Source organism: Cystobacter fuscus, from assembly GCF_002305875.1.
GTDB lineage: Bacteria > Myxococcota > Myxococcia > Myxococcales > Myxococcaceae > Cystobacter > Cystobacter fuscus_A.
This window is the reverse complement of sequence record NZ_CP022098.1, coordinates 10,897,949-10,913,900: the sequence shown is the minus strand read 5'-3', so window position 1 is coordinate 10,913,900 and position 15,952 is coordinate 10,897,949. Positions and strand designations below refer to the sequence as shown.

The 15,952-nt window shown below is 70.4% G+C and carries 8 protein-coding genes; 3 read left to right on the top strand and 5 right to left on the bottom strand.

What is annotated here, in order from left to right; all coding sequences use genetic code 11:
* The first annotated feature begins 30 nt into the window (after positions 1-30).
* Positions 31-1,278 carry a tetratricopeptide repeat protein gene (locus tag CYFUS_RS44195; protein WP_095990698.1) on the top strand — a complete coding sequence of 416 codons (1,248 nt, stop codon included), beginning with the start codon at positions 31-33 and terminating at the stop codon, positions 1,276-1,278.
* Positions 1,279-1,333: 55 nt separating this feature from the next.
* On the opposite strand, the gene CYFUS_RS44190 is transcribed toward CYFUS_RS44195, so the two are convergent.
* The 5 genes from CYFUS_RS44190 to CYFUS_RS44170 all read right to left on the bottom strand — a co-directional run bounded on the left by CYFUS_RS44190 (position 1,334) and on the right by CYFUS_RS44170 (position 13,439).
* Positions 1,334-5,419, bottom strand: a complete 4,086-nt coding sequence (locus CYFUS_RS44190; protein ID WP_157758998.1) for a fibronectin type III domain-containing protein — start codon at positions 5,417-5,419, stop codon at positions 1,334-1,336.
* A 9-nt stretch (positions 5,420-5,428) separates the two neighbouring features.
* Positions 5,429-7,261, bottom strand: coding sequence for a hypothetical protein (locus CYFUS_RS44185; protein ID WP_095990696.1), 1,833 nt, complete (start codon positions 7,259-7,261; stop codon positions 5,429-5,431).
* A 184-nt stretch (positions 7,262-7,445) separates the two neighbouring features.
* Positions 7,446-9,875 (bottom strand): hypothetical protein, encoded by a 2,430-nt coding sequence (locus CYFUS_RS44180; RefSeq protein ID WP_095990695.1) that lies wholly within the window; start codon positions 9,873-9,875, stop codon positions 7,446-7,448.
* A gap of 109 nt (positions 9,876-9,984) precedes the next feature.
* A complete protein-coding gene (locus tag CYFUS_RS44175) occupies positions 9,985-10,617 on the bottom strand; it encodes a hypothetical protein (RefSeq protein WP_095990694.1) in 633 nt (210 codons plus the stop codon).
* A 101-nt stretch (positions 10,618-10,718) separates the two neighbouring features.
* Positions 10,719-13,439 (bottom strand): CHAT domain-containing protein, encoded by a 2,721-nt coding sequence (locus tag CYFUS_RS44170; protein WP_232537158.1) that lies wholly within the window; start codon positions 13,437-13,439, stop codon positions 10,719-10,721.
* A 354-nt stretch (positions 13,440-13,793) separates the two neighbouring features.
* Between CYFUS_RS44170 and CYFUS_RS44165 the strand changes: the two genes are divergently transcribed.
* The gene (locus tag CYFUS_RS44165; RefSeq protein WP_232537157.1) at positions 13,794-14,294 is read left to right on the top strand and encodes an RNA polymerase sigma factor; all 501 of its coding nucleotides are present in this window, start codon (positions 13,794-13,796) and stop codon (positions 14,292-14,294) included.
* Positions 14,291-15,931 (top strand): zf-HC2 domain-containing protein, encoded by a 1,641-nt coding sequence (locus tag CYFUS_RS44160; protein ID WP_095990692.1) that lies wholly within the window; start codon positions 14,291-14,293, stop codon positions 15,929-15,931. Before CYFUS_RS44165 ends, CYFUS_RS44160 begins: the two co-directional genes overlap by 4 nt.
* The last annotated feature ends 21 nt before the right edge of the window (positions 15,932-15,952 follow it).

The following is a 15,952-nucleotide window of genomic DNA, read 5'->3' as shown; positions in this document are numbered from 1 at the left end:
AGGGCGGCGCTGGAGGGCTACACTCGCCCCGTGCTGACTGCCCTGGAGCGGATCCGTCGCAAGGTGGAGGCTGGCGAGCCCCTGGAGGAAGGGGAGTGGGAGGTGCTGCGCTCGGCGGCCCGGGACACCCCGGGGCCCACGCTGCGGCTCACCCTGGCGCATGCGTGGGTGAACGCGGGCGCCGAGCGCGAGGCGCTGCGTCTGCTCGAGTCCCTGCGGCGTGACTTTCCCCAGGAGCTTCAAGTGCGCCTGGGGCTGGCGCGGGCGCTGCTCGGGCTGGAGCGGATGGGCGAGGCGGAGGCCGTGCTGCGCGAGGTGCTCGCCCTCAACCCGGGAGATCCCGAGGCGCTCAAGGTGCTCGCGGTGCTCGCCCTGCGGCGGGGAGAGCACGGCCGCGCGCGGGCCTTCGTGGCGGACGCGCTGGAGAGGGATCCGTTCGACGCGGAGGCGCGCCTGCTCAAGGAGGAGCTGGAGTCCGGTGAGCTGGCTCCACCCCCCGCGCCCCCGGCTCCGGCGTCGCGCGCGGAGTTCCTCGCCGCGTTGCTCGCCGCGCTGCACCGCGCGGGCGTGGCGTGCCGGCGGCAGGGGACGCACCTGCTGGTGAAGTTCGCCTCGGGAGGGGTGGGCCGGGTGGACGTGGACTCGCTCCATGCCGCCTACCGCGAGGGCACGCAGCCGCTGACGGAGCACGTGGCGGAGCTGGTGGCGCGGCTGCGGGGGTTGTCGGGGCCCGCCGCCGGGGCGGAGGACGGGTGGGAGCGACGGGTGCGCCCGGTGCTGCGGCCCGCGCGGTTCTCGGAGCGGGCGGTGGGCGCGCTGCACCGGCCCGCGGGCGCGGGGCTCGAGGTCTTCTATGTCCTGGAGGACGAGGCCTTCGTGCGCTACCTGCCCGAGACGTCGCTCGGGCCCGCCGGGCTCTCCGCGTCCCAGGTGGATGCGCTCGCCTGGAGCCACCTGGAGGCGCACCCCGCGCCGGTGCGCGCCGTGGTGCTGGAGGAGGGGCGGGTGGTGCTCGTGGACGGGGGCACCGGCATCTGGGCGGTGGCGGGGGGTGACGGGTTGGATGGGGCCCGGCTGCTCACCGAGGCCCAGCGGAGGCGGCTCGTCGCGCACGTGGGCGAGGGTCCGTGGTGCGTCCACCTGGGCTGGCGCGAGTTCGCGTTGGTGTGCCGGGAGTCGGACGAGGCCTCGCGCGGCGCGCTCTCCCGGCTGGGCTCGGCCCCGGATGGAATCGAGGGCCTCTTCCGGCGGGTGGACGGGGGGTTCGAGGTGCCGTGAGTCCCGCCGCCCCTCACGGCCGTCTCCCCACGGGCCGGAGGGGGGCGTCACGGGTTTATCGGCCAGGGATGAGCTGCACCTGTACGGTGTCCGCGGCGCTCCGCAGCGAGCCATCACTCACGGAGAGCTGGAACTGGAGCGTCACCGGAGCGGTGATGCGGTCCATGGTGAAGTTCGGCGTGGCCGTGCCGGCCTCGGTCAACGTCACCGCCGGGCCGGACACCTGCGTCCAACTGTAGGCCAGCGCGTCGCCGTCCGGATCGAAGCTCGCGCCCCCGTCCAGGGAGATGGCGCGCTCGGCGCCGATGACGATGCGCTGCGGCTCACCGGCCTCGGCCGTGGGCGCGCGGTTGGGCTGCGCCGGGAGCGTGCCCAGCCAGGCGGATGCCCAGGTGGAGGGCTTGTCGGAGACGGCCCGCGTCGGCCACACCCAGTCATCTCCCACCGACGTCAGGCCCGTGTGACTCACCATCACTCCGGCGGCGTGGTTCCATCCCCCGACGAGGCTGTCCGCGATGCTCAGCTCCGCGCTCCAGCCATTGGCATTGCGCTGGATGACCGCCGTGTAACCCGCCTGCGGCGAGAGCGTGACGGGCATGGCCGAGCCAGTGCCCACCACCTGGAACGGAATGCCCTCCTGGTCCACGTAGAAGCCGAGATCCCCCGGCTGCGCCACGGTGTCCCGGCTGGCGTTGGCATCCATCCGGAGCCCCACGGCGGTGGCCGTGGAGGAGCCGCTGGCGAGCTTCAAGTCGGTGAAGCACGCGGAGAGGGTCGTGCCCGAGTGAAGCAGCCAGCCCCTCGCGTACCGCCCGTTGCCCAGCGACAACCGGATGGAGGCACCCGAGGTGTAGGCCGAGTCGTTGCACTCGCCATCCAGCCGGGGCGCCACGCCCTCGGGGATGGCCAGGGGCAGCACCTCGAAGTGCCGCACGGCGGAGCCCACCTGCTTGTCGGAGTCGGTGGCGCTCAGGGTCGCGGTGTAGCTGCCCGGCGGCAGGTCCCCCACCAGCAGCGACTCGCCACTGCCGCTCGCGCCCACGGGCCCGCTGAGGCTCCAGCGCAGCTGACGCAGCAGGGCACCGTCCTCCGCGTCCACGGCGAGTCCCTGCAACGAGAGCTGCTGCCCATACGGCAGGCGCTCGCCCTCGAGGATGCCGTCGATCCGCGCCTCGGGAGCATTGCGCGGGAGGGTGAAGGCGTTGCTGGTGGCCATGCGGGTGTTGACGCCGTCGGAGACCAGCACCCGGACGCGTGCCGTGGGGGTGCCCGCGAGCATCCGTGTGTCCAGCACCGCGGTGGACCAGGGGTGCGCCGTCAGCACCGTCTGCCACGTCTGCCCGTCATCGGAGCTGTACTGCAAGGTGTAGAGCAGCGCGTCGTCGGTGTCCGCGTCCGAGGCGCTCCAGCTCACCGTCAGTGTCCGTGCCGCCGTGTCGGCCACGGGCGTGCCCAGCGACAGCACTGGCGCGTTGGCGCTCACCGCCCGCTCCACATACACGAGGGAGCCGCGCACCAGTTGCACGCGCGCCGTCTCGCTGGCGAACGGGACGTACTGCACGAAGACCCGCTTCGAGCCCTCCTCCGTGCCGGCGTCCGTCGCCAGCGGGGTGTCGGAGAGCACCGCGCCCGAGGCATCCAGCAGCCGGAGGTAGAACGGCTGGGCGTCCCGGCTGGCCGCCGCCGACGCGGAGGCGGACTTCGCCAGCTTGCCCGCATCCGCCACGCCCTGGGGGAACTGGAGGAAGCTCTCGAAGGTCGCGGTCTGCCGTGTGTCATCCACGAGCCCCGTGACGAGCAGCACCGGGCCGCTCAGCAAGGGCGTCATGCCGGGCGCCAGCAAGGGAGCGAACGAGCTGGTCGCGGGCAGCTCATTGAAGAGGGCCTTCCAGGTGAAGTCCGAGACCCACCGGGTGGTGGCGTACGACATCAGGTCCCCCACCGCGCCCGGGGGGATGACCGTGGGCTTGAGCGAGTCCAGACCGAAGAGCGCCGTCGGATCCGTGGGAGAGCCAATGGTGCACGTATCGAACGGGGGCACGTCGAACGGACCCTTGGGAGCCTTGCCGCCGCAGGCCGTGGGCATCGAGGTGGTGCTCTGGTCGATGTGCTCGCGGCCGTAGTTGTGGCTGAGCTCGTGGGCCAGCGTGCGCCCACCCATCGGCAGGCCCCAGCTCTTGAGCGAGCTCACGTTGCCCCCCGCATCCATGCGCACCAGCAGATCCTTGTTGAAGCTCGTCAGACCGAGGCCGTTGAAGCCAGGCTCGTCCGGGTGGACCATGCCGACCCAGTGCGAGGGATCCAGGCAGCCGGAAGGGTCGCTCGAGGTGAGGTCTCGTATCGTCAACCACGCCATGGCCGTGTCCTGGTCACCCGGGAAGTCATAGGGCTCGTCATGGATGACGGGCACGGGGATGGGCAGCGGGGTCCAGATGACCTCGACGTGCACCACCGGTTTGACCAGCGGCGACGTCTTGACGAATGTCTTGAAGCGCTCCACCGGCAGCAGCGATCGGGCCCTGGCGACCATCTGCGACAGGCCCGGTGGGTTGCTGGAGATGGTCGCCGGACGGGTCCACACGGGGACGAACACCAGGCAGGGCGAGGCCTTGGAGTTGAACGTGAAGACCGCCGGGCCCACGGTGTTGGAAGCGGCGCCGGTCTCGGGGAGGGTCGCGTGGGGGTTCACGGTGAACTGCAGGGAGATGGACCCGGCGGAGGTCCAGCTGTCGGGCAGCTGGAAGAGGAAGCTGCGGTCCAGGGCCGGACGCAGCGTGTTCATGTCCTTCGTCGAGTCGATTTTCGGATCGTTGGTGGGGCTGAGCGGCGAGCCGGAGATCTCCACGCCGTTGCGGAAGCCACGCAGGGTGGCCTCGGGCAGGAAGGTGGAGTTCCCCGTGGTATTGGTCTCCACGTGGGCATAGGCACGCACGAACGTGGGCCGGTTGGCCACCAGCGGTACGGAGTTGTTGAGTGTCTGGGATGCCTGCACCACCTCCATCGCGTCTGCTTTCAGGTCCAGTTGGAGCGGTGCCGCGCCCGTGGAGATCTTCATGATGCTGTTGCCACGGGTGAAATAGAGCCACTGGTCATCACTGCGCAGGTTGCCGCCCCCGTTGCCGCTGGAGACGATGAGCTGCCAGTTGTTGAACGTGCTGGTGGACAGCGCGTGCCGCTTGATGAATGGCACTCCCGGCACGCAGAGGAGACTCCCGCAGGTCACCGGCGCCTCGGAGATGTAGACGTACTTCTCCACCGGGTTGCCCAGCGAGATGAGGCTCAGCGCGCTGTCCGTGGTGACCCCCGACAACTGGTTGATGCCAGAGGCGGTGTAGATGGCCGTGGTGGCGCCGCTGCCCGTGGCGAGGTTGATCTTGAAGAGTTTGCCCGTCTGCGCGCCCTGCGCGGCGTACACGGAGGTAGTGCTGGAGAAGAAACTCCACACCGAATGGAGGGCGAAGCTGGCGATGCCCGAGGCGAGCTGCGTGACGCCACCGCCGATCTTGTAGCGCAGCAGCCGGCCATCGCTCATGAGGATGACCAGGGCATCCGTGCTGGTGCCGGAGTCCGAGTAGTTCACCCACTCCATCTGGGAGACCCCGCCCTGGCCCAGGCTGGCGAGCCACGCCGCCGAGCCGCTCCCGTCTGTCTTCAGGGAGTAGAGCGCGCTGTTGCCACCCGAGGAGAGCAGTCGGGCGAAGTAGAGCTGCCCGTTGGCCAGTTCCAGGACCGCGCCATTCTGCCAGGACGGCAGCGTGGGGCTGTACGGCGGGGTGGCGACTTCGGTGGAGGGGTCGGTCTCGGCGGCGTTGAGGGCCTTGCGCTGGAGTTGACCGTTGCTGATGAAGTAGACGTAGGCGTCATCTCGCACGACGTTCGAGACACCGTCGAGGAGGGCGCAGTCCCGCGCCAGCTTCTTCGTCGCCCCGGTGGGGGTCCCCCGGAGCCGGAGGGTCGCGGTCACGGGGAACTCGCCCCCGCAGCCGCCATCGCCGCGCCACCAGTGGAGGCCCTGGCCGTACAACTCGAAACCAGAAATGCCGTCCGTGTCCGTCAGCAGGGTCGACGGTGTGTCGGCTCGCACAGGTGGGGTGAGACCCAGGACGACGAGCAGGCCCAGTCCAATGGATGATGTTCTCATGTGCATCCCTCAGTTGTTGGGAGAGAGTTCGCCCGCGAACCACGTGCCCGCGCCGATCCAGCTGTTGCCGTACCCGCTGTGACCCTGGTTGACGTAGAACTCGCGCTGGTACTCGGTGTCCTTCCAGCAGATGAAGAGCAAGCACGTCTTCACGGTGCGGCTGCGGAACCGGTAGCCGTAGGCCAGCGGGTAGTGGGTCAGCCAGCCCGTGCCGATGATGGCGGGTACCTTCCGATCCTTGATGGAGTCACGCGCCCTCTCGCGCAGCCCCGTCGCGTGGTAACCCAGGATGTTGTAGTGGGTGGACACGGTCGCCCCCGAGCGACCCTTCAGGTAGTCGTTGGCCTCGTCCATGTCCCAGGGGGCGGTGGCACCATTGTCATTGAAGGGGTTGCAGAAGGTGTCGACGTGGTTGCGCAACTCCCAGGTCATGTTGCGCACGCCGGTGTCCATGCTCACGGGCGCCACCGCGTCGGCGTCGTAGCCGCCGTTCGCGCGGTACATGCCCCAGCGCTTGACCCAGGTCGGGTTGCCCAGGGACGCCTGGAGATCACCCCAGCCGAGCAGCATCGACCAGGCCGTGGCGCCACAACCGCTGTAGCACCCGGAGGTGTTCGGCCCGGTGCCGGAGGGCATCTGCCCGTAGAGGCGCTGATCCGCATGAGTGCTGGCGTAGGAGGTGGACCATGGACTCCAGGCCCCCAGCAGTCCCAGGTCCGCCCAGTGCACGCTCTCGGAGCCGTCGGAGCTCGAGGTGGACGCCTCCGCCAGACTCACATCCCCGCGCGCCAGGACGATGAAGCGCAGCGACTCGGCGGAGGCGTTGCCGTAATGGATGTCCACGGTCAGCGGCAGCTCGACGCCGGGCTTGGCCGCGAACGCGGTCAGCACCAGCTTCTGGTTGCCCGCGGAAGTGGTGACGAGCTCGGACCTGACGTACTTGGAGCCGTCCCCGCTGAGCCGGACCTCGGCCTGGGGGTACAGCAACGCCAGCTCGGCGGACCGGCCCTCGACGAGCCCCTCCCCCGAGTCCCGCGCCAGGGCATCCGTCTTCCACTCCTCCTCCGCCTGACGCTTCAGCGACTCCGCGATGGGGGCATAGGACTCACGGTAGCCCGCCTTGAGCTCCTGCCACGATCGCCAGCCGGTCAGCTCGATGGGTTGGGTGGGAGTGCTCGGGCCATCGACGACCCGGCGGGCCACGGCCCTGGAGGCTTCGCGATCATCGGCGATCGCCACCTCCGGCACCCACGAGACGTCTGTTGGCGTGATGGGGCCATCGAGCGCGGCCGGGTCCTGACCCACGATGCGGTGGGGCAGGCCGCCCATGTTCGCCAGCAGCTCGCCCTCGAGACCCTCGGCCACGTAGGAGAGGGCGTCCACCTTGTAGAAGGTGGTGACCGCCTTGCCCGTCGTCTGACTCAGGGTCTCGGTCGGCGACAGCCCCTCGAAGTTCCAGTGGGCGATGGGATAGTCGTGTGAGCCCGTCGACACGATGATGAAGCCCATGGGCCGTTCCCGGACGAGCACGCGGAACTCGTAGTAGGCCACGCCCAGGACATCCGGCCGGTACAGGGGCTGCACATCGGGAGCCAGGATGGCGCTCCCCCAGGTCGGGGCGCTCTCGGTCCCCCGCACGTCCTCGAGGAGCTGCGCCGCCAGGCGATGGGACTCCCGCGGCACCCGCGTGACCGGCAGGGCCTGTCTGCTCATCAATGGCTGCTCTGTCCGCGGCTCGGGGCGTTGTGGCACGTCGGCCGCGAGGTCCGTCTGGGGATCCCCCACCCCGCAGCCAGCCAGGGTGAGTGCGAAAACGGCGGTCCAGGAGTTCTTGTTCTTCATCACGAGTCGTCTCTCCGCGAGCCTTCAGGCTCGCTCAGCTTCCTCGCGCTCATCCGCTTGTCGGGGCGCTCGTGGAGGAAACGAAGCTCGGAGGAGATCTTCCCGCTGGGCATTTCATCGACGAAGGCCACCTGCCAGGCAACTCCTTGTGGGGGATGAAGCCTGGACAGGTCATCGGAGGGCTTCACTGCCCCGGGGTGCGCTGAAGTCCTGGGTGGAGGCTCGTCCTGGGCGCCGAGTAGTTCACCTCCAGCACCAGCTCGGTCACGTGGCCCAGCAGATCCTCCGCGCGGACATGGAGGGAGTTGGGCCCATCGTAGACGGTGACGTCATAGGCGAAGGGCTGCTGGTGGGTGTCCTCCCACGAGGGCACTGGCTCCGGGAGCTCGATGGGGATGGGGCAGAGGCCCGTGCAGAGCTCGGTGGTGGGCGGCACCGTCCCGGGCAGCAGCACGCTCGAATCCACCGGGTACACCGGCGAACGCAAGCGGGAGTCATTCCACACCTGAAGCGACCGGAGCCCCACGCCGGTGCTCCAGTCATGCGTCCAGCCGGCCACGCGGAACAGGGGGCTCGCGTCCCACTTCGAGTACGGGGAGGCGCCCCTGGGCGTGGTGAGGGCCAGCTTGGGGTGGGTGGTGTCCACATGGATGACGTTGGACAGGGTCCACGCGGAGGTGTTGCCCACGATGTCCCGCGCGCGAACCCGCACCACGTACTTCCCGTCCTCGAGCGGCATGGGCGTGGTGATGCCCTGGTACGCGGTCTGCTCGGAGTACACCTCGGTGCCGATGACGTTGGGGTTGCCCGTGTCGCGGGACACCAGCGCCTCGAAGGACGCCATCGCCGGGGACTGGCCGTAGCTCCAGGTGACGCTCACGAAGGGCTGTGCCGTCTGCACGGGCCCGGTGACGGTGGTGGGAGCCATGGGCGCCACGCGGTCGAGCAGCACCCTCCCGATGCGCTGGTGCACCGTGTACGCGCTGCCGTGGTGCCCGTTGTCGTCCACCAGGGCGAAGGGGTCCGCGCGGTACGTCACCTCCAGGTAGAGGTCATAGTCCCCGTCCTCGGGCAGGGCGAGGGACGCGATGTGCTCCGTGGCGCTCGTGCTGGCGCTGTAGAGCACCTTCCAGGCCGGGTGGCGGGAGGCCGGGTTCACCAGCTTCATCGCCTTCTCGATGTTGTACATGAGCAGGGCCTGCGAGGGATCGCGGTAGAGCGAGGAGCGCGCCACCAGCGCAATGGAGGCATAGGGCAGCCCCGGACGCAGGGAGAGCTGGAAGGGCATCCCGCCCGCGGCGTTGGCGTGGTTGAGATAGAAGGCGGCATCCGTGGCGAGCCCCCCGGAGAACCAGGACATGGGGGTCCGGCCCACCACCCCGTTGTTGACGACGAGGCCCTGGATCGGGTGCGTGGTGTCGTAGAAGAGCCGGTAGAGGCCCGCCACGTGCCGCAGCGCCGTGGGCACCAGGTCATCCGCGAACGCCTTGCCCACCCACGAGTTCGTCCAGGTCCAGTCATCCGCGAAGGTGAGGTACGCGGACGAGTTGTACCCGGGGTTCTCGCCGTCCTCGTCGTTGGAGGGGTAGTCGTTGGCGTACTCGGCCTGGCTGTAGAAGAGCCAGAAGAGCGGCGCCTTCGCGGCGCGCCAGGCGGAGGGGAAGCCGTGGGCGTTCCACTCCTGGCGCGCCTTGGACATGAAGGGATCCACCGGATCGTCGATGCGGTAGCTCACCGGAGCCAGCGCGGCCGAGCCCTGGTAGTCCGCGTAGTGGATGCTCGTGTAGTCCTCGAAGCCGCAGCCTCCGAAGGCGAGGCCGGGCAGTTCCCACTCGTCCTCCGAGTCGGCGGGGATGTGCCCATCGTTGTGCGCGTGGTCCGGCCCGGAGATGTCCTCCAGCAGGTGCACCGTGCGCCCGAGGTACCCGTAGGCGAGGCCCTTCGCGGCGGGATCACCGGTGAGGACCCACTCGTCGTAGTGGGGAACGATCGTCCCGCGCCAGTACGTCTCCGCGCGGTTGACGGCCGAGCCGTTGCCGCCCCCGAAGTCGTCGGAGAACTCGCCGTCGTCGTCGCTCTCGGGGTTCCAGAAGTGGTGGTCCCAGAATTCCCACTGCTCCACACCGCCAGTGGGCACGGCGTGACCGGTGAGTCCATCGCGGTAGTCCTCGGCGAAGGAACCCTCGATGACGTCATTGGCGGGATGCAACGTGAGGTTCGACATGGAGGAGTCGTCCGTCATGTCGATGGACTGGAGCGGGTAGCCGGACGTGTACGGCAGCCCCGTGGCGGGGTTGGCCTCGCCATCCCCCGTGTACGTCCAGAACTGGCCCGTCCACGCCTCCTGGCCGTCCACCGTCTGGTTGTTCTTTCCAGCCGCGTTCCAGAGGATGCGCTGGCCGATGTACGGGGCGAACTCGGTGCGCACGGCCTGCTGGTCCGGCGTGGAGGACGGGAGGCACTGGTAGGCCTCACCGGCGAAATACTGATGGGCCTGGGCCTTGAGCGAGGCGTTGTAGGCGGAAGCGCTCGGGGGCGAGAGCAGCCCCAGCAGCAGGGCACCCGCGAGCGTGCGATTCGAGCGGGCGAAGCGAGGGTGGAAATCGGGCGGCATGCGTCCTCCAGAAGCGTTGTGCCTTGGAGAACGGAGGCGGCCCCGTATCTTCCCGCGAGTTCAGCGCGAAGACTCGCGAGGGCCACGTGACACAGGGCCGGGGCCCGGGTCAGATGATCTCGGCCGGCAGGAAGCTGTCGGGGAGGACGGAGTTCACCGCGCGGGCCATCTCCGGCAAGCGATTCCAATTGAGCTCCCAGCCGTAAACGTAACCGTCCCTGCCCTGGGGCGGGGGGGGCGGGGTGATGGGCTGGGTGCCCCACGAGATGGGGGGGCCCGCATCACCGGCCGCCGCGTCCGTGGCCTGGCTCGGGGACGAGCGGTGGTAGCTGACCCCGGGAGGCGTGGTGATGAGGATGGCCTTTTGGCTGAGCATGTTCTCGGTGAAGGGGCCCAGCTCCGTCTGGAGCTGCCCATCGATCACGAAGACGTAGGCGCCGGTGGACATGTCCAGGCCAAAGGCGCGGAAGCGCGGCGGAGGAACCTGGCCCGCGGCATTGGGCGGGAGCGTGTACGCCACCACCTGGACGAACTTGCGCGCGGTCCTCGTCGTCCGCCAGAGCTGGTTCAGGTTCACCGTGCTCGACAGGGTGATGACGGGGGGGGGAACCCCCGGGCGCACCGGGATCCCGCTCGCGTCGCTCGCTCCGCTCTCCTCCTGAAGGGGCTCCGTCGGCTTGATGCCGCCCGCGACGGACAACCCAGACCCCTGCGCCCCCATCAACGGCTTCACGTCCTTCATCGTCATTCTCCCTCGCGACATGGCTCCTGGAACTCTCACGTGCCGCGAGGAGAACGATGCCTCCCTGGAATCTTCCCGGGGGAAATTTCCCAGGGATTTGCTCACTCGAAGAGCAGCACGTCGCGGACCCAGGGCGCGTGGGAGCGCTGAAGCCAGAGCTGACGCTCGTCCCGGAGCGCCACCGAGGGCGTGGCCCCGGCCCGGATGCGCCCACGCACGGACTCGAAGAAGGGACCGGCCTCGGCGTCCGGAAGGTCCACGGTGGCGGCGAAGACGGCACGGGCTCCGGCCTCCACGAAGGCCACCGGCAGGCTGAAGGACTCGTGCAGGAAGGGGGCGGTGTACGCCGCGCGGCAGGCCGCCAGGATGACCACCGGCGAGCCCCGCAGGGTCTGTGCGCGGACCTCGCGGGCCGTCAGGGCGTAACGCCCGTCCGGCTCCGGGGACAGCACCACCAGCGAGGCGTCCGAGACCTCGGGATTCAACAGGCCGTGGGCGTGGATCTCGAGCTCGGTGGCGTCCACCATCTCCGCGAGCACCCGTCCGGGAGTGGCCGAGGCCCCGGAGAGCACGCCGCGCCGCACGTCCGGCTCGCCCGGAGCCCAGGCCTTGAGCCGAGGCAGGCCGAGCGCCGCCGGGGGCTCCACGTCGGAGACGACCAGGTGACGGGCCGCGACGGGAGCCGGGTGGAGGGGAGCGGCGCGGCCCACGTGGTAGCTCCAGGGCAGCTCGGGGGGCAGCAGACCCGCGTGCCCCTGCACGGGGGGACGCGCGAGCACCTGGATGCGCTCACACGGACGGAGCACCTCCAAAAGGGGGGCGGGCACGAGCCCCTCGGCCTCGCGGAAGGGGGTGGTGCGGCTCGCGTCCTGCTGGCCCCGCACACCTCCCTCGGGGCCGCGAGCCACCAGCAGGGTGCGCTCGTCGTCCACGGCCACCGCCAACGAGCAGCGCTCCGGTACCGGCATGCCTTGCTCCTCGGCGAAGAGCGCCAGCGCGGCCTCGAAGTCCCCGGCCCCGCCCGCGTCGAACATCAACGAGGAGTAGCTGGCCGTGCGGGCCTTGCGGGCGTTCACGTCCTCGCGCGCGAGCTTCGCCGCGTCCTCCAGATTGCCTCGCAGCAGCTCGCGGCCCCGGGCCGGGTCACGCTCCAGCTCGAAGCGGGCCTCGTAGTGGGCCAGCAGGAGCTGCTCGCCGGGGTTGAGCGTCCCGCTGGCCCGGAGGGACGCCAGCGCGGCCCCGAAGTGCTTCGCGTCCTCGTCGAGCTGGGTGCTGGAGCGGGCCAGCTCGGCGAGCACGGCCACGCCGGAGAGCTGGTTGAGCGGGCCGCACGCCCTCGCCAACTCGAGGCGCGCGCGGGCCTCGGCGGGACGCAGGGCCAGCTGGTACATCACCGCGAGGTTCTGCTGGATGCCCTGCACCATGCGGCAGTCCCGGGGCGCCCGTGCGAGCGCCTCACCGAACCAGGCCTCCGCCAGCGGAGGGCTGAGCGCGACGTACGCGATCTGCCCCAGTGCGAGGAGCAGGCGTATTTCCATCACCCAGTCGTGGTCTCGCCGGGCGCGCTGGAGCCCGGCGAGCGCGTGGTGGCGTGCGTCGGCGGGGCGGTGGAGCACGGAATAGACGAAGGCGAGATCGTTCTCGAGCTCGGCGCAGCGGTAGTCCAGCCTGCTCGTGGAGCAGGTGCGCAGCGCGGCCTGGAGAAGCTGCTCGGCGTGGACACGGTCTCCGAGCTTCTGCACGGCCTCGGCGCGCCAGTGCGCGGCGAGCAGGGTGAACCAGGTGTCATTGGTGCTGGCGGCGAGCGCCTCGTAGTCCTCCAGGTGGGCGGGGATGGACTGGCTGTGGAAGAGCGCGCCCATGAGCACGTCCGTCTCACCCGCCCGGCGGGACTGCTCGATGAGGGCCCGCCACCCGGCGGGAGGGCCGTGCTCGCGGCGGAGCCGATCATGCTCGCGCGCCAGCGGCCCCCGGCGGGAGAAGTCCCGCCCGGCCACGTGGTACACCAGCGCCACCAGGGTGTCCTGGCCCTCGTGCGTGTCCAGCGCCTGGGCCAGTGGGAGCAGCTCCAGCGTCCGCTCCCGCGTGGGGGCGGCGCGCAGCGCATCGTAGAAGAAGAGGCGGAAGAGTCCCGGGAAGGCGCGGGCCTGCTCCAGCGGGACGGGGCCTCCGGCGCGCATCGCGTTGCCGACCTCGAGGGCCCTGGCGTAGGCGGACTGGTGCGCCTCCACCTGTCGGCGCAGTTCCTCCGCGCGCTGCTTCGCCTCGGTGCTCCAGCCGGGCTCGCCCACGGAGGCGACACGCTCGAAGGCGTCGGCGGCCATCAGGCCCAGGCCGAGCTCACGCAGCACCAGTCCGCGATTCCACAGCGCCCGCGGGTGCCGGGGGGAGGCGGTCAGCACGCCGTCGAGCAGCACCAGCGCCTCGGGGAGGTCTCCCCTGTCCAGGGCGAGGAGGGCGCGGTCGCAGTCCACGTCCGGGGAGTGCCCGGCCTTGTCCAGGTACACCGCGGCCTGGGTGGCGTTGCCGCGCAGCAGATACGCGGCGGCGAGGCCGTGGAAGTCCTGGGCCTCCTCGAGCGCGGCGAGCTCCTGGAGGAGCGGTGGAGGGAGCAGGGTGGAGGCTCCCGCGCGCACGGGGGAGTGGGGGCGGTAGACATCGGCGGCCGGGTAGCCGAGGCGGGCCTCGCGAGCGCGCGTCTGCGTCCGGGCGAGCCACACATCCCCCGAGGGCTTTCGCGGCCGCGCGAAGAAGAAGAGCGCTCCAGCCGCGACCGCGGCGAGCACCAGCCCCACGCCCCACCCGCTTCCATGGAGCCTCACGGGGAGTTTCACGGGTTCGATTCGCCTTTCATGGTGGGACGGAGTCAGGTCCCAAGGGGGGGCAGTGTAGCGAGCAGACAGGCGGCGGTGCTCGCGTGGACCCCGATGAAGATGGGGCCGTGGGCCCCGAGGGTCCGGAAAATCAGCGGAAAATCGGCCCGGGAAAATCCTGGGGCCGTGGCGTTGAGAAGGCGGACCATGAATGCCTTCTCTCTCTCAGCGCGGCCTTCGGTACGGGATTCCTGGATTTCACGGAGCTTGACCGGCCTGGCGGGCACGGTCCACTGTGCTGACCTCTTGGAATCGGCTCCTCCTACCGCCGTCGCCTTGGACGGTCCCTGGTTCACTGCCTTCGTGAGGGAGCATGAGGCGGCGCTTCATGCCACCGCGCTCCGGCTGTGCGGCAATTCCACGGACGCGCGGGATCTGGTGCAGGACACCCTCGAGAAGGGCCTGCGCAACCTCGCGCGCTTCCAGCCTGGGACGAACGGACGGGCCTGGCTGCTCACCATTCTCAACCGCCTCTTCATTGACCGGTGCCGCTCGCGCAAGCGCGAACCCCGTGCGGACGTGTCCCCGGAGAGCCTCGAGGAGCACGTGGCGCAACCCGAGCGCGAGGACGCTCCGGCGTGGGCCACGCTGGGGCCGGACGCCCTGCACGCGGCGCTGGAGCGGCTTCCCGAGGAGTTTCGCACCGTGTACCGGCTCCACGCCCTGGAGGGCCGCTCCTACCAGGAGATCGCCCAGAGCCTGGGCATTCCCAAGGCCACGGTGGGCACGCGCCTCATTCGCGCGCGCCGCCGGTTGAAGGAGCTGCTGATCCCCCCCACCAGCGGACAGGACACCTCCCGATGAGCACGCCCATCGATGAAGAGATTCATGATCGGCTGCATGCCTTCGTGGATGGCGAGCTGGAGCCCGCCGAGGCGGAGGCCTTTCGCGACCACCTCGGGGAGTGCACGCGCTGCCAGGAGGAAATGGAAGACGTGCTCCAGCTCCAGTCCCTCGGTGAGCAGCTGGCGCGGCAACAGGCATCCCCTCCGCTCCGGACGACCCCCCGCCCGGAGAAGGCCTCGAGGGGGCGAGCCTTCCGTCCCGTCTGGGTCCACCGCACCTGGCTGGCTTCTGCGGTGGGCGTGTCGCTCGCCGCGGCCCTGCTCTTCGTCCTTCCACGGCTGTCGGGCTCGGAGGAGTGGGGGCCCGAGGCGCTGGCGCTGGGGCCGACCCGCTCCCTCGAGGGACGGCTGAGCTGGCGGGGGACGAGCACGTACCGGCCCTATGCGGTGAACCGCTCGGGCAACGAGCGCCCGACGGAGCCGGTGCCGCTCAAGGTGCTGGCGCGGCTGGAAGAGGAGGGGGACTTCCAGGGTGTCGCGGCGGCGCACCTGCTGCGAGGCGAGCGGGAGCAGGCCGCCGAGGCCCTCGAGCGGGCGCCCTCCACACCGGACGCGGACAGTGACCGGGCCCTGGCCTTGCTGTCCAAGGGCGAGCTGGAGGCGGCGCTCATCCTGCTCGAGGACGTGCTCGAGCGGGACCCGAACCATTCCGCCGCGCTGTGGAACCGCGGGCTGGTGTTGCGCGAGCTGGAGCTGAACCTCCTGGCGGCCCAGGCCTTCACGCGCGTGGCGGAGCGCAACGAGCCGGGCTGGAGCACCGAGGCGCGCGAGAGGGCCGCGTCGTTGAAGGCACGGACCGAGGCGCGCTCCCGCCGGTGGGTGATGGCCTTGGACGCGAACAAGGCGCTGCTCGAGAAGGGCACGCCCCTGCCCGAGGGGACGCTGCGTGATGCGCCGTTGCTCGCGCGCGAGTCCCTGTACCTGTCGGTCTGGTCGGCCCCGAGCGCGCGGCGCCTCCGCGAGCTGCTGCCCCTGGCCCGGGAACTGGACGCCCATTACGGCGCCCGGGTCCTGGAGCCCTACGTCGAGCGCATGGCCCGGCGTGACTTCCGCCAGCGAGGACCGCTGGCGGCCACCTTCTCCGAGGTGCTGGCGGGACGGAGCGCCCCCGGCGCGGCGGAGACCTTCATTCGGAACATCCAGGCGGCGGGCGAGACGGATCTGTTGTTGGGGGCACTGCCCCTGCTCGGACTGCTCCCGGCCCGGTTGGACGAGTACACGCGGGCGGCGCGCGAGTTGGGAGATCCGTGGTTCCTGATGGACGTGGAGCTGCGACGTGCCGAGGCCCAATTCGCGCAGACCCGTCTGGGTGAGGCCGAGGCCACGGTGCTCACGGCCCTGCCCGAGTGCGAGCGGCAGGGGCTGGATGCGCGATGCGGGGAGCTCGAGTCGTTCCTCACGCACCTCTACACGGTGCAGCATCGGTTGGTGGAAGCGCGCGAGCACGCGCTCCACGGTAGGCAGCGCGCACGCGCCACGAACAACATGGAGTTGGAGACGCGGTTCCTCCAACATTTGAGCGACATCAGCCGTGACCGGGGCGCGTTCGCCCTGGCCCGGGCCTACTCGAATGAAGCGGCTTCACGGCTGCCCTAGGTCTGCTCGTGTCCCGCGGCG

Excerpts from the sequence above, each read along its gene's own strand:
- CYFUS_RS44175 (WP_095990694.1), bottom strand. The coding sequence starts at position 10,617 with ATGAAGGACGTGAAGCCGTTGATGGGGGCGCAGGGGTCTGGGTTGTCC.
- CYFUS_RS44180 (WP_095990695.1), bottom strand. The coding sequence starts at position 9,875 with ATGCCGCCCGATTTCCACCCTCGCTTCGCCCGCTCGAATCGCACGCTC.
- CYFUS_RS44190 (WP_157758998.1), bottom strand. The coding sequence starts at position 5,419 with ATGAGAACATCATCCATTGGACTGGGCCTGCTCGTCGTCCTGGGTCTC.
- CYFUS_RS44185 (WP_095990696.1), bottom strand. The coding sequence starts at position 7,261 with ATGAAGAACAAGAACTCCTGGACCGCCGTTTTCGCACTCACCCTGGCT.
- CYFUS_RS44160 (WP_095990692.1), top strand. The coding sequence starts at position 14,291 with ATGAGCACGCCCATCGATGAAGAGATTCATGATCGGCTGCATGCCTTC.